General features: G+C 68.0%; 11 protein-coding genes and 1 tRNA gene. All 12 read left to right on the top strand.

Annotated features, from left to right (window positions below; all coding sequences use genetic code 11):
* Positions 1–32: 32 nt before the first annotated feature.
* Positions 33–764, top strand: a complete 732-nt coding sequence (locus ACSQ9E_RS00925) for a DsbC family protein (RefSeq protein ID WP_057269025.1) — start codon at positions 33–35, stop codon at positions 762–764.
* A 61-nt stretch (positions 765–825) separates the two neighbouring features.
* Entirely contained in the window at positions 826–2613 is a 1788-nt protein-coding gene (locus ACSQ9E_RS00920) for a M61 family metallopeptidase (RefSeq protein ID WP_436216603.1), read from the top strand.
* Positions 2614–2696: 83 nt separating this feature from the next.
* Positions 2697–3476 (top strand): enoyl-CoA hydratase, encoded by a 780-nt coding sequence (locus tag ACSQ9E_RS00915; RefSeq protein WP_436216602.1) that lies wholly within the window; start codon positions 2697–2699, stop codon positions 3474–3476.
* A gap of 25 nt (positions 3477–3501) precedes the next feature.
* Positions 3502–3578: transfer RNA gene (locus ACSQ9E_RS00910), tRNA-Met, on the top strand.
* A 165-nt stretch (positions 3579–3743) separates the two neighbouring features.
* On the top strand, positions 3744–4196 hold the full coding sequence (locus ACSQ9E_RS00905) for a hypothetical protein (RefSeq protein ID WP_057269028.1): 453 nt from the start codon (positions 3744–3746) through the stop codon (positions 4194–4196).
* A gap of 100 nt (positions 4197–4296) precedes the next feature.
* A complete protein-coding gene (gene miaB, locus ACSQ9E_RS00900; RefSeq protein ID WP_436216601.1) occupies positions 4297–5637 on the top strand; it encodes a tRNA (N6-isopentenyl adenosine(37)-C2)-methylthiotransferase MiaB in 1341 nt (446 codons plus the stop codon).
* A gap of 22 nt (positions 5638–5659) precedes the next feature.
* On the top strand, positions 5660–7120 hold the full coding sequence (locus ACSQ9E_RS00895; protein ID WP_436216600.1) for a sensor histidine kinase: 1461 nt from the start codon (positions 5660–5662) through the stop codon (positions 7118–7120).
* Positions 7110–7757 (top strand): hypothetical protein, encoded by a 648-nt coding sequence (locus ACSQ9E_RS00890; RefSeq protein ID WP_436216599.1) that lies wholly within the window; start codon positions 7110–7112, stop codon positions 7755–7757. Before ACSQ9E_RS00895 ends, ACSQ9E_RS00890 begins: the two co-directional genes overlap by 11 nt.
* A 4-nt stretch (positions 7758–7761) precedes the next feature.
* Positions 7762–9183 (top strand): sigma 54-interacting transcriptional regulator, encoded by a 1422-nt coding sequence (locus ACSQ9E_RS00885; RefSeq protein WP_057201724.1) that lies wholly within the window; start codon positions 7762–7764, stop codon positions 9181–9183.
* Between the two features lie 182 nt (positions 9184–9365).
* Entirely contained in the window at positions 9366–10934 is a 1569-nt protein-coding gene (locus ACSQ9E_RS00880; RefSeq protein WP_436216598.1) for a glucan biosynthesis protein G, read from the top strand.
* Positions 10907–12937, top strand: coding sequence for a glucans biosynthesis glucosyltransferase MdoH (mdoH, locus tag ACSQ9E_RS00875; RefSeq protein WP_436216597.1), 2031 nt, complete (start codon positions 10907–10909; stop codon positions 12935–12937). Before ACSQ9E_RS00880 ends, mdoH begins: the two co-directional genes overlap by 28 nt.
* A 245-nt stretch (positions 12938–13182) precedes the next feature.
* Positions 13183–14034: a C13 family peptidase gene (locus tag ACSQ9E_RS00870; RefSeq protein ID WP_436216596.1), complete on the top strand. Its 852-nt coding sequence runs from the start codon at positions 13183–13185 to the stop codon at positions 14032–14034.
* The last annotated feature ends 63 nt before the right edge of the window (positions 14035–14097 follow it).

Genomic DNA, 14097 nt, shown 5'->3' with positions numbered 1-14097 from the left:
CGCCAGACCCAATTGAAGCGAGCGAGAACACCATGAAACTGATTTCCACCGTGCTGGCAGGCGCCGCGCTGGCCTTGCTGGGCCTGTCGGCCATGGCCCAGGAAGCGGCCATCCGCAAGGCCCTGGCCGAGCGCATTCCGCAGATGAAGCAGATCGACGAGATCAGCCCCACGGCCATGCAGGGGCTGTACGAGGTGCGCATCGGCACCGACGTGTTCTACACCGATGCCAAGGGCAACTACCTGATCCAGGGCGAGCTGATCGACACCAAGGCGCGCCGCAACCTGACGGAAGACCGCATCGCCAAGATCACGGCCGTGGACTTTTCGGCCCTGCCGATCAAGGACGCCTTCACCATCGTGCGCGGCGACGGCAAGCGCAAGGTGGCGGTGTTCGAGGACCCCAACTGCGGCTACTGCAAACGCTTCGAGCGCGACATGCAGAAGGTGGACAACGTGACGGTGTACCTGTTCCTGTACCCCATCCTGAGCCCCGACTCGGCCGAAAAATCGCGCAACATCTGGTGCTCCAAGGACAAGGTCGCCGCCTGGCAGGACATGATGGTGCGCGACAAGCCCCCCGCGGCCGCCAGCTGCGACACGAACGCGCTGCAGCGCAACCTGGCGTTCGGCAAGAAGCACAAGATCACCGGCACACCGACTTTGATCTTTGCCGATGGCATCCGCGTGCCGGGCGCCATCGGCGCGCAGGACGTGGAAAAGCGGCTGGCAGAAGCCGCCGCCGACACGCCCACCACGAACTGACAGACATCCGCGGGTTTGGTGCCCCGAGGTGCCAGGCCCCACGCCACGCAAAGCACCGCCCATGGCCACCCAGCGCACCGACGACACCCACCCCGCCCCCGTTCACTACCGCGTCGAGCCCGCCGACCTCAACGCCCACCTGTTCTCGGTCACCCTTACAGTGGCCGCGCCGGCCGAGCTGCAGGAGCTGTCGCTGCCGGTCTGGATACCGGGCAGCTACCTGGTGCGCGAATTTTCCAAGAATCTGCAGCAGCTGGGGGCCCGCCAGGGCCGGCGCAGCGTGCCGCTGGCCCAACTGGAAAAGAACCGCTGGCAGGTGGAGTGCCGCCCTGGCCAGGCACTGGTGCTGACCTACCAGGTCTGCGCTTACGACAACTCGGTGCGCACCGCGTGGCTGGATGCCGCGCGCGGCTTTTTCAACGGCACCAGCCTGTGCCTGCGCGTGCACGGCCAGGAGGACGGCGCGCACACGCTGGAGGTGGCCAGCACCGCCGCCACCGCGCACTGGTCCGTCGCCACGGGGCTGGCGGCGCGCGCCACCGACAAGGCGGGTTTCGGCACCTATGCCGCCGCGCACTACGACGAACTGGTGGACTGCCCGGTGGAGATGGGCACCTTCTGGAGCGGGCGTTTCACGGCCGGTGGCGTAGCACACCGTTTCGTCGTCGCGGGCGCCGCGCCCTCGTTCGATGGCAAGCGCCTGCTGGCCGATACGCAGAAGATCTGCGAGACGGCCATGGCCTTCTGGCACGGCGACAAGGGCAAGGCCCCGTTCAAGAGCTACCTGTTCATGCTCAACGCCGTGGGCGACAGCTACGGCGGGCTGGAGCACATCAACTCCACCGCACTGATCTGCGGGCGGCGCGACCTGCCACGCCAGGGCGAAGCGCGCGCAGGCGACGGCTACACCACGCTGCTGGGCCTGATCAGCCACGAGTATTTCCATACCTGGAACGTCAAGCGCCTGCGCCCGGCCGAGCTCACCCGCTACAACTACGACCGCGAGAACTACACCCAGTTGCTGTGGTTCTTCGAAGGCTTCACCAGCTACTACGACGACCTGCTGCTGCGCCGCGCCGGCCTGATCGACGACGCCACTTACCTCAAGCTGATCACCAAGACCATCAACCAGGTGCTGCAGACCCCCGGGCGCCACGTGCAGACGGTGGCCCAGGCCAGCTTCGATGCCTGGGTCAAGTACTACCGCCAGGACGAGAACACCGCCAACGGCACGGTGAGCTACTACACCAAGGGCTCGCTGGTGGGCCTGTGCCTGGACCTGGCCCTGCGCCGCGACGGCAAGACCACGCTGGACGAGGTGATGCGAGCGCTGTGGAAACACTGCAAAGGCGGCCCGATGGCGGAGGCCGACCTGCGCGCGGTGCTGCAGAAACTGGGGCACCGTTCGTTCGACAGCGAGATCGACGCCTGGGTGCACAGCACCGCCGAGCTGCCGCTGGCCGAACTGCTGGCGGCCCACGGGGTGCTGCTCAAGGCCGAGCGCCCACAATTGGCGCAGCGCCTGGGCATGCGCGTGGCAGAAAACCACAGCGTGCAGGTCAAGACCGTGCTGCGCGGTGGTGCCGCCGAAAAGGCCGGGCTTGCCGCCGGCGACGAGTGGCTGGGCGTGCTGGTGGATGGGCAGGGCTGGCGCGTGCAAAAGCTCGACGATGTGGCCTTCTATGCGGGCAGCGAGCACAAGCTGGTGGCCGTGGTGGCGCGCGATGGCCGGCTGCTGCAGCTGCCGCTGACCTTGCCTCCCGATGCCGCCGACCGCAAGGGCGCCCCGCCCGACACCATCAGCCTGGGGGTGACCAACAGTGCCGCCGTGGGCCGCTGGCTCGCGTAGGCAGTGTCCACGGCTTGGGGCTTGGGTATAGTCATCCGGCAGAGACCGAGCAACACACCAACAACCACAGGAGATTCGATTCCATGGCCTACGAAACCATTGAAGTGCGCACCGAAGCCGAGAAGGTCGGCATCGTCACGCTCAACCGCCCCAAGCAGCTCAACGCCCTCAACGACCAGTTGATGGACGAGCTGGGCCAGGCCCTCAAGGCCTTCGATGCCGACGAGAAGATCGGCTGCGTCATCGTCACCGGCAGCGAGCGCGCGTTCGCTGCGGGCGCCGACATCGGCGCCATGGCCAAGTACAGCTTTGCCGACACCTACAAGGGCGACTACATCACGCGCAACTGGGAGACCATCCGCTCCATCCGCAAGCCCGTGATCGCCGCGGTGAGCGGCTTTGCCCTGGGCGGCGGCTGCGAGCTGGCGATGATGTGCGACTTCATCATCGCCGCCGACAACGCCAAGTTCGGCCAGCCCGAGATCAAGCTCGGCGTGATCCCCGGCGCCGGTGGCACGCAGCGCCTGCCGCGCGCGGTGGGCAAGGCCAAGGCCATGGACATGGCCCTCACGGGCCGCATGATGGACGCCACCGAAGCCGAGCGCGCCGGGCTGGTGAGCCGCGTCGTACCCTACGACAAGCTGGCCGACGAAGCCCTGGGCGCTGCCCTCGTCATCGCGGGCTTCTCGCAAATCGCCGTGATGGCCGCCAAGGAATCGGTGAACCGCGCCTTCGAAGGCAGCCTGTCGGACGGCGTGATGTTCGAGCGCCGCCTGTTCCACGCCCTGTTCTCCACCCAGGACCAGAAGGAAGGCATGGACGCTTTCGTGAACAAACGCGCCGCGAACTTTACACACCAATAATTTTTGTTCTATAATTTCTGTCTGCGGTGGTATAGCTCAGTTGGTTAGAGCGCAGCATTCATAATGCTGATGTCGGTGGTTCAAGTCCACCTACCACCACCACATCCAAAAACCCGCTGCGCCCTGGCGCTGCGGGTTTTTTCTTGGGCCAGCGTTGTTTCGGCGCATGGTGTGCACGGTAAGGGCTTGTTCCAAAACGCCTTTGCCAGTGCACCGGCCGGTAAAATCGCCTTCCCCACCTTGCTTCACAGCCTCTGGATACACACCATGAACCGCTGCACCCCTGCCCTGACTTCCCAAGCCCGCAAAGGCCGATCCCCGCTGCGCGCCCTGGCCGCCGCCGGTCTTGCCGCGCTGCTGTGCGCCGCCGCCCCGGTCAAGGCCCAGCAGGTGCCCGGCGGCATGGGCGAGATGCGCAACTTCCCCGATGCCTCGCTGCGCGGCAACCTGACCGTGCTGGCCGGATCCGAGGCCAAGCTCAATGGCAACACCATCCGCATGGCGCCGGGCATGCGCCTGTTCACCCCGCAGAACACGCTGGTGATGCTGCACACCGTGCAGGGCCAGACCTTCAAGGTCAACTACCTGATCGAGAACAGCACGGGCATGCTGCTGTCCGCCTGGATCCTGACCCAGGGCGAGGCGGCCCAGCCACGCAAAGGTCCTGGGGACACGATCCAGTTCAACTTCCGCACCGACTCGGACCCGGTCAAGAAGTAAGCCCGGTCCCGGTGGGCCGCGCGCGCGCCCACCCCCCCACCCAGAGCGGCCGCCCCACGCGTGCCGCCGCATCCCCATTCGGACACGAGAATTGACTGCCATGGCCAAAAAAGTCTTCATCAAAACCTTCGGCTGCCAGATGAACGAGTACGACTCGGACAAGATGGCCGACGTGCTGCACGCCGCACAGGGCTACGAGCCCACGCAGAACGTGGACGAGGCCGACCTGATCCTGTTCAACACCTGCTCGGTGCGCGAGAAGGCACAGGAAAAGGTGTTCAGCGACCTGGGCCGCATCAAGCACCTGAAGGCGCGCGGCGTGAAGATCGGCGTGGGCGGCTGCGTGGCCAGCCAGGAGGGCGCCGAGATCATCAAGCGCGCGCCCTACGTCGATGTGGTGTTCGGCCCCCAGACCCTGCACCGCCTGCCCGAGCTGCTGAACCAGCGCGAGCGCCTGGACCGCCCGCAGGTGGACATCAGCTTCCCCGAGATCGAGAAGTTCGACCACCTGCCCCCGGCGCGGGTCGAGGGCGCGAGTGCCTTCGTCTCCATCATGGAAGGCTGCAGCAAGTACTGCAGCTACTGCGTGGTGCCCTACACGCGTGGCGAGGAGGTCAGCCGCCCGTTCGACGACGTGCTGGTGGAAGTGGCGGGCCTGGCCGACCAGGGCGTGAAAGAGATCACCCTGCTGGGCCAGAACGTGAACGCCTACCTGGGCAAGATGGGCGGCACGGCCGAGATCGCCGACTTCGCGCTGCTGCTGGAGTACGTGTCCGAGATCCCCGGCATCGAGCGCATCCGCTACACCACCAGCCACCCCAACGAGTTCACGCCGCGCCTGATCGCGGCCTACGCCAGCATCCCCAAGCTGGCCAACCACCTGCACCTGCCGGTGCAGCACGGCAGCGACCGCATCCTGATGGCGATGAAGCGCGGCTACACGGCCATGGAATACAAGAGTACGGTGCGCAAGCTGCGCGCCATCCGCCCCGACCTGGCCATGAGCAGCGATTTCATCGTCGGCTTCCCCGGCGAGACCGAGGAAGACTTCGGCAAGATGATGAAGCTGATCGACGACGTCCACTTCGACAACAGCTTCAGCTTCATCTTCAGCCCGCGCCCCGGCACACCCGCCGCCGGCCTGCACGACGACACGCCGCACGAGGTAAAGCTGCGCCGCCTGCAGCACCTGCAGTCGGTGATCAACGCCAATATCAAGTCCATCAGCGAAAGCCGCGTGGGCTCGGTGCAGCGCATTCTGGTGGAAGGCGCCTCCAAGCGCGACGCAACCGAGCTCATGGGCCGCACCGAGTGCAACCGCGTGGTCAACTTCGTGGGCCAGCCGCGCCTGGTCGGCCAGATGGTGGACGTGACCATCACCGAGGCCAAGGCCTACACCTTGCGCGGCGAGGTGGTGGTGCAAGAAATAGCCACGGCCTGAGCTGCGGCCCATTCCACTCTCCATGGCCGAATCGAGCGCTTCACGCGTGGGTGAACCGGGCAGGAACCGCCTGCATGGCCTGTCGTTCCAGCAGTTGCTGCTGCTGGCCTTTTTGCTGATTGCCGGCCTGCTGGGCGCCAGTTCACTGGGGGCCCTGTACTCGCTGGAGCAGCTCATGGTGCAAAGCCGCGAGGGCGCCGTGCAGGCCACGCGCCTGAGCGCCGCTGCGCAGGCCCTGGGCCAGCGCGGCCAGACCATGGAGCGGGCGGCACGGCAATCCCTGGTGCTGGGCGACGCGCAGTTGCGCCGGGGCTTTGACGATATGGCGCGCGACGCCCGGCAGACCTTGCAGCAGCTGCAGGACGGCGGCCTGCCGGCCAGGCACGTGGCCCAGTGGCGCGCCCACCTGGCCACGGTGCAGTCGCTGATGGCGGCACCGGCCGCCGTGTCGCTGGAGAACGAACGCGCCGCAGCCGAGGAGTTCGCCTCGCTCGACACGCTGCACAACGCCATCGTGCAATCGGTGCAGGAGCTCAATGCCGAACGCAACAGCGCCCTGCAGGCCAAGGTCGACGCCAGCCGCCGCGAGGTCACGCACCAGGTGGTGGGCGTGATCGTGCTGGCGCTGGTGCTGGCGCTGTCCTTCGGCATCTGGCTGGCGCGGCCGTTCAAGCGGCTAGAAGGCGCCATCCGCCTCTTGGGCGAGAACGACCTGGAGCAACCCATCCAGATCAATGGCCCGGCCGACGTGCGCCGCGTGGGCCTGCAGCTCGAATGGCTGCGCCTGCGCCTGCTGGAACTCGACTCGGACAAGGCGCGCTTTTTGCGCCATGTATCGCACGAGCTCAAGACCCCGCTGGCCTCCATGCGCGAGGGCGTGGCCCTGCTGCAGGACGGCGTGACGGGCGAGCTCAACCCCGGGCAGCAGGAGGTGGCGCAGATCCTGCACCACAACACGATCGTGCTGCAAAACGAGATCGAGGCGCTGCTGCGCTTCAACGCCGCCGCCTTCGAGGCCCGGCAACTGCACCGGCGCGACACCGACCTGATCGCGCTGCTGGAGGCGCAGGTCGAATCCCAGCGCCTGCAGTGGCAGGCCCGCAGCCTGCGCGTGGTGGTACAGGGCTCGCCCGTTTCGCTGGCCATCGACGGCGACAAGATCGCCTCGGCCATCGGCAACCTGCTGTCCAACGCCATCCGCTTCTCGCCCAAGCAGGGCACGGTGCGCCTGGCAGTGTCCCGGGTGCCGGGCCGGGTGCGCATCGACGTCGTCGACCAGGGCCCTGGCGTGGCCCCCGCCGACCGGCCCCATGTCTTCGAGCCCTTCTACCGCGGCGCCCGCCAGCCCGAGGATGCCGTGCGCGGCACCGGCGTAGGCCTGTCCATCGTTCAGGAATACATCGGCGCCCACGGCGGCCGGGTGGAACTGGTGGAAGATGGCGACCATTCCTTTTTTCGCATCGAATTGCCCCATGCCTCCTAGCCTGTCATCCACCCGTGCTGCGCGCCGCCAGATCGGCGCACTGGTACTGGCGCCCACAGCGCTGCTGGCCGCCTGCATCGGCACTCCGCCCGCAGGCACGCCGCCCGCCCCCGTGGCGGTGGTGGTGCCAGCCCCCCTGCCCCTGGCACCGCCCCCCGCCGAGCCCCCCCGGGAAACCGCGCCGCAGGCCCGCGCGCCTGCACCCGAATCTGCCCAGCTCACCCAGGCGCTGGCCTATGCCGACCGCGTGCAGCGCATGCCGCCTGCCGAGCTGACCCGTGAAATCGCCCGCCTGGGCGAGGCCGAGGACACTCTGGCCGCCAGCCCCCTGCACCTGGCGCTGGCCCTGGCCCAGACCCGCCAGCCCGTGGACACGGCCCGCGCCCTGGCGCAGGTGCAGCGCCTGCTGGGCCACAACGACACCGCCACGCAGCCCCTGCAACCCCTGGCGCGCCTGCTGGAAGCACGGCTGCTGCAGCAGCGCCGGCTGGAAGAGCAACTGGAGCGGCAGGCACAGCAATTGCGCGATGCCCAGCGCCGCAACGACCAGCTCAACGAACGGCTGGAGGCCGTGCGTGCCATCGAGCGCAGCATGACCGCCCGGCCACCCGCCCCCGCAGCCAGCGAGGTCCGCTGAAACCATGCCGCCCACCAGCAAGCCCGCCAGCGGCCGACAACGCATCCTGGTCGTCGATGACGATGCCGACATGCTGCGCCTGCTCTCGCTGCGCCTGAAGGCTGCGGACTACGAGGTGATTGCCGTGGGCTCGGCCGAAGCGGCACTGGCCCAGCTCGAAATGGCCCGGCCCCAGCTGGTGCTCAGCGACGTGCGGCTGCCGGGCAAGGATGGGTTGGCCCTGTTCGACGAGGTGCGCGAGCGCCACCCCTCGCTGCCCGTGATCCTGCTGACCGCGCACGGCACCATCCCCGACGCGGTGGAGGCCACTTCGCGCGGCGTGTTCACCTACCTGACCAAGCCCTACGACGGCAAGGACCTGCTCGAGAAGATTGGGGAGGCCCTGGCGCTGAGCGCCCCGGTCGTGGCCCAGGCCCATGCCAACGAGGCCTGGCGCGCCGAGATCGTGAGCCGCTCCAACCGCATGACCGAGCTGCTGGCCGAGGCCTACATGGTGGCCCAGTCGGACGCCAGCGTGCTGCTGCTGGGCGACAGCGGCGCCGGCAAGGAACTGCTGGCCCAGGCCATCCACCGGGCCAGCCCGCGCGCGGCCAAGCCCTTCGTGGCAGTCAACTGCGGCGCCATCCCCGAGGCCCTGCTCGAATCCGAGCTGTTCGGCCACGTCAAGGGCGCCTTCACCGACGCCACCAGCAACCACAAGGGCCTGTTCCAGGCGGCCGAGGGCGGCACCTTGCTGCTCGACGAGATCGGCGACATGCCGCCGGCCCTGCAGGTCAAGCTGCTGCGCGTGCTGCAGGAGCGGGCCGTGCGGCCTGTGGGGTCAAGCCAGTCCACGCCCATCGACGTGCGCATCATCTCGGCCACCCACCGCGACCTGGAGGCCGCCATGGCCACGGCCCAGTTCCGCGAGGACCTGTACTACCGCCTCAACGTGGTGACGCTGGCACTGCCCACGCTGGCCGAGCGGCGCGAGGACATCGCCCTGCTGGCCAACCACTTCCTGGACCGGCTGGCGCGCAAGTACGACAAGCGCCTGTCGGGCTTTGCGCCCGAGGCGCTCAAGGCCCTGACCACGGCGGCCTGGCCCGGCAATGTGCGCCAGCTGTTCAACGTGGTTGAGCAGGTGTGTGCACTGTCCACCACGCCGCTGGTGCCGCTGACCCTGGTGCAGCGCGCGCTGCGCATCCCCTCGGCCCCGGTGCTGAGCTTTGCCGACGCGCGCCAGCGCTTCGAGCGCGAGTACCTGGTGGGCCTGCTCAAGATGACCGATGGCAACGTGGCCGACGCCGCACGCCTGGCCCAGCGCAACCGCACGGAGTTCTACCGGCTGCTGCAAAAGCATGCGCTGACCCCCGGCCATTTCAAGAGCGACGCCAGCCCGGACGAGGGCCTGGGCGATGACGTCGCCGATGAGCGACAGGAGTAAGTCCTTGATTTCAAAGGGATTGGCGATACACAGCCATCCCCCTGTCGCCATTCGGCGACAAAAACCGGCCTTTTGGGGCCGTTTTGCTGCATTGCACATCTGCTTACAGGCCAACCAGCACCTAAGCTGTTGATATACAAGCTTTTTTTCGAGCTGGCACAGGGTTTGCCCTATATGCCGGCATGGATGCTGTATTTCCCTCCCTTTCACGCCCCCTGCGCCGCAGTGCTGCTGCCGCAGTGGCACTGTCTGCCCTGCTGGCGGCCAGCGTGGCGCAGGCACAGGCGTTCGATTTCGAGAGCCTGACGAAGCTGGCGCGTGAGCGCGCCGACAAGCCTTTCAACGCAGGCAGCGACAAGCTGCCCGCAGACCTGGCCCAGCTCAATTACGACCAGGTGCGTGACATCCGCTACAAGCCCGAGCGTGCCCTGTGGCGCGCAGAGAAGATGCCCTTCGAGGCCATGTTCTTCCACCTGGGCCTGTACCAGACCCAGCCGGTGCGCATCCATGAGGTGATGCCTTCGGGCACGCGCGACATCAGCTACAGCCGCGCCGACTTCGACTACGGCAAGAACACCGTGCAGCCCCAGGCCTGGGGTGACCTCGGTTTTGCGGGCTTTCGCCTGCACAACCACCTCAATTCGCCCGAGTACAAGGACGAGCTGGCGGTGTTCCAGGGCGCGAGCTATTTCCGCGCACTCGGTGCGGGCCAGCAGTACGGCCTGTCGGCGCGCGGCTTGGCGATCGACACCGTGGGCGGCACGGGCGAGGAGTTTCCGCGCTTCACCGACTTCTGGCTGGTCAAGCCCGGGCCCCAAGGCAAGCAAGTCACGGTATTCGCGCTGCTCGACTCGCCCCGCGCCACGGGTGCCTACCGCTTCGACATCACGCCCGGGCCACAGACGCTGACCACCGTGCGCGCCCGGGTCTTCGTGCGCGGCAACGCCGCCAAGCCCATCGGCACGCTGGGCGTGGCGCCGCTGACCAGCATGTTCTTCTTTGGCGAGAACCAGCCGCGCAAGCAGGACTTTCGCCCCGAGGTGCACGACTCCGACGGCCTGATGGTCGCCACGGGCGAGGGTGAATGGCTGTGGCGCCCGCTGCAGAACCCGGGCAGCACGCTGGTGACCTCGTTCACCACCACCAACCCCAAGGGCTTCGGCCTGATGCAACGCGACCGCCAGTGGGCCAGCTACGAGGACGTGGAAGCCCGCTACGAACGCCGCCCCAGCGCCTGGGTGCGCCCCTTGCACGACTGGGGCCCGGGCCGGGTGGAGCTGGTGCAGAACAACACGCCCGACGAAACGCACGACAACATCGTCGCCTACTGGGTGCCGGCCAAGCTGCCCGCCCCGGGCACGCCGCTGGAGTTCTCGTACGAGCTCGGCTGGCAGGGCGATGAACAGCAGCGCCCGCCGGGCAGCTGGGTCACGCAGTCTCGTCGCGGCATGGGCTTTACCCAGCAAAGCGCGCAGGAGTTGCGCCAGCAGGTGCAGTACGTGGTCGATTTCACGGGCCCTGCGCTGGCCGCCCTGCCCGCCGACGCCGCCGTCAAGGCCGTGGTCACCGCCGACGCCAACGGCAAGGTTCTCGAAAACGCGGCCTACCGCAACCCTGCCACCGGGCAGTGGCGCATGACCGTGCGCGTACAGCGCCAGCAGGCCGATCGCCCGATCGAGCTGCGCGCCTTCCTTCAACACGACAACCACGCTGTGAGCGAAACATGGACGCACATCATTCTTCCCGAGTAAGCCCGTCAGAGCCCCTCGCCTCTGAAGACCGTGGTGCCCCTCGCACGCAGCGCAGCACGCTGCGCGAGGAGCGCCACCCCAATTCCGTGACCGCGCCGCCGCTCCACCGCGGCTCCATGGTGCCGCTGCCCTGGCGCGGCTTCTGGAACAGCATCGGCACCGCGCTGCTGCTGCGCCTGACCGGCCGCCCCGGCAGCGCTCCACCGGCCACCCCGGCCGGCATGCAGCACGAGGCCTGGCAGGGCGCCGCCCAGCGCCGCCGCTGGACCTTTGCGCTGCTCACGGTGCTCAGCACCACACTGGCCACCACCCTGTTCGCCGGCGTGCAGCCCGATTACGACAACGCCTGGCTGGGCTATGGCCAGATGGCGCTGTTCGCGCTGCTGTCGGCCTGGGTGGTTACCGGCTTCATGACCGGGATGATGGGTTTCTGGGTCATGCTGCGCGGTGACCGCCATGCACTGTCGGCCAAGAGCGTGGCATCGCACCCGCTCTCGCCCGAGGCGCGCACGGCCATCATCATGCCGATCTGCAACGAGGACGTGGCCACGGTGTTCGCCGGCCTGCGCGCCACCTGCGAATCGGTCGCGGCCACGGGCCACGGCGCCACCTTCGACGTGTTCGTGCTGTCCGACAGCTACGACAAGGACATCGCCAAGGCGGAGCATGCCGCCTGGGAAGACCTGCGCAGCGCCCTGGCCGAGCACGGCCAGCAGCCCCAGGTGCAGGTGTACTACCGCCTGCGCACGCGCCGCAGCCACCGCAAGGCGGGCAACGTGGCCGACTTCTGCCGCCGCTGGGGCAAGGACTACCGCTACATGGTGGTGCTCGACGCCGACAGCGTGATGAGCGGCGACTGCATCGTCTCCATGGCCAAGCTGATGGAAGCCAACCCCAGCGCCGGCATCATCCAGACCGCGACGCAGGCCATCGGCCACGTCACGCTGCACGCCCGCGCGCAGCAGTTCGCCTCGCGCGTCACCGGGCGCCTGTTCACCCTGGGCATGCAGTACTGGCAACTGGGCGAGTCGCACTACTGGGGCCACAACGCCATCATCCGCATGGAGCCGTTCATGCAGCACTGCGCGCTGGCCCCCATCGCAGGCAAGGGCGGCCTGTCGGGCGGCATCATGTCGCACGACTTCGTCGAAGCCGCGCTGATGCGCCGCGCCGGCTACCACGTGTGGCTGGTGTCCGACCTGATCGGCAGCTATGAGCAGCAACCGCCGGACCTGCTGGCCGAGCTGCAGCGTGACCGCCGCTGGTGCCAGGGCAATCTGCAGAACGCCCGCCTGATGGCCGAGCCCGGCATCCATGCCGTGCACCGCTCGATGTTCGTGACCGGCGCCATGGCCTACCTGTCGGCACCGCTGTGGCTGGCCTTCCTGACGCTGGGCACGGCCCTGTGGCTGTCGGGTGCCCCGGTGGTGGCCAACTGGCACATCCTGCCAGCCGAGTTGCTGGGCCTGTGGGGCTGGACGGTGTCCATGCTGTTCCTGCCGCGCATCCTGGGCGTGACCGCCGTGTTCATGCGCAAGGAGCAGTCGCAGTACGGTGGTGGCTGGAGCCTCGTCAAGAGCGCCGTGGTCGAGAGCGTGCTGGCCATTTTGCAGGCGCCCGTGCGCATGCTGGCCCACTCGCTGTTCGTGCTGCTGGCCATCACCGGCCTGGAACTGCAATGGAAGTCGCCACCCCGCGAAGCCAATGCCGTGCCCTGGGGCCAGGCCACGCGCCAGCTCGCCCCGATGACCGCCGTGATCGCCCTCTTGGCCCTGGGCGTGGCCTTCGTCGATGGCAGCGCCCTGCTGTGGCTGATGCCCGTGGGCCTGCCGCTGGCGCTGGCTATTCCACTGGCAGTGCTGACCAGCCAGATCGCCCTGGGCAAGGCGATGCGTGCGCAGCGCCTGCTGCTGATCCCCGAGGAGTCGTGGTCGCCCCCCGTGCTGCGCCGCGCCTGGCTGCATGCCAGCCGCCTGGCACGGCCGGCGCTGCGGGCCGCATGATGAAAGCGTGACATTTGCCACACAAACACGAAGCCGGTGCATGCACCGGCTTTTTGTCGTTTGCTACCCATTCAATAGCATCCAATCCCTGCTGGCAATGGGCGACAACGCAACCCCGGCTGCACCACTCACCCAAACAGGCGCTGGACTCGCCACGGCACTCCCTTACGATACGCACGCTTCGCCACCGCCTGCGCGCCGCGCTCCGGTTGCCCCGATTCTTGCCCTTCTGTGGAACACCATCGATGCCATCGCCTCTTGCCCCCCACGCCGCCACGCGGCGCTTCTTCCACGCCAGCGCCCTGGCATTGGCCCTCGCGGCCGCAGGCTGCGCTGCGCCCCCCGTCCAGGTGGCAGAGCCCTCGGCGCCTGCACCCCAGGCAGCCCCCGAACCCCAGCCGCCTGCCGAACCGCCAGGCCGCATCATCTTTGCCGGCTTTGCGATGCACTCGCAGTCCAAGGCCTTCCGCAACGACGTGCTGCTGGCCGAAAAGCTGGTCAGCGGGATCGACCCCAATGCCCTGATGCTCAAGCTGGCCAACCCGGCCAAGGACCAGAGCGCCGACTGGCCCCAGGCCACAGCCGAGAATTTCGCGCTGGTGATGACCAAGATGGCCGAGGTGGCGCGCCCGCGCGACCGCGTGCTGCTGCTGATCTCCAGCCACGCCAACCCCGGACTGCTCAGCGTCAACGTGGGCGGCAAGAACCAGCAACCCATCACGCCCAAGATCCTGAGCGACGCCCTGGCGCCCCTGGGCAAGGTGCCCACGCTGGTGGTGCTGTCGGCGTGCTACAGCGGCTCGTTCATCGAGCCCCTGAAGGCGCCGAACCGCGTGGTGCTGACCGCGACCGATGTGCGCAGCACCTCGTTCAAGTGCCAGTACGAGGGCAACCACACGCCCTTTGCCGAAGCCCTGTTCGGCCAGGCCGGCCCGGAAGGCCTGTCGGTGACCGACTGGATGGGCGAAGCGAAAAAAACCATCGCCGCACAGGAAAAGCGCCGCAAGCTGCCGGCCTCCAAGCCGCAGGCCTTCGTCGGCGACGAGGCCAAGGCCTGGGCCGGCCAGCCCCTCAAGGAATGGCTGCTGGCGCCCTGAGGACCTGCCGCGATCCTTGCGCCGCGCACTGCCCGGCGCGCCCCTCTGCCTTTGACACCCCCG

Source organism: Acidovorax sp. LjRoot118 (genome assembly GCF_964253575.1).
Lineage (GTDB): Bacteria > Pseudomonadota > Gammaproteobacteria > Burkholderiales > Burkholderiaceae_C > Acidovorax.
The sequence above is the reverse complement of the archived record's forward strand: the minus strand, read 5'-3'. Positions and strand labels throughout refer to the sequence as shown.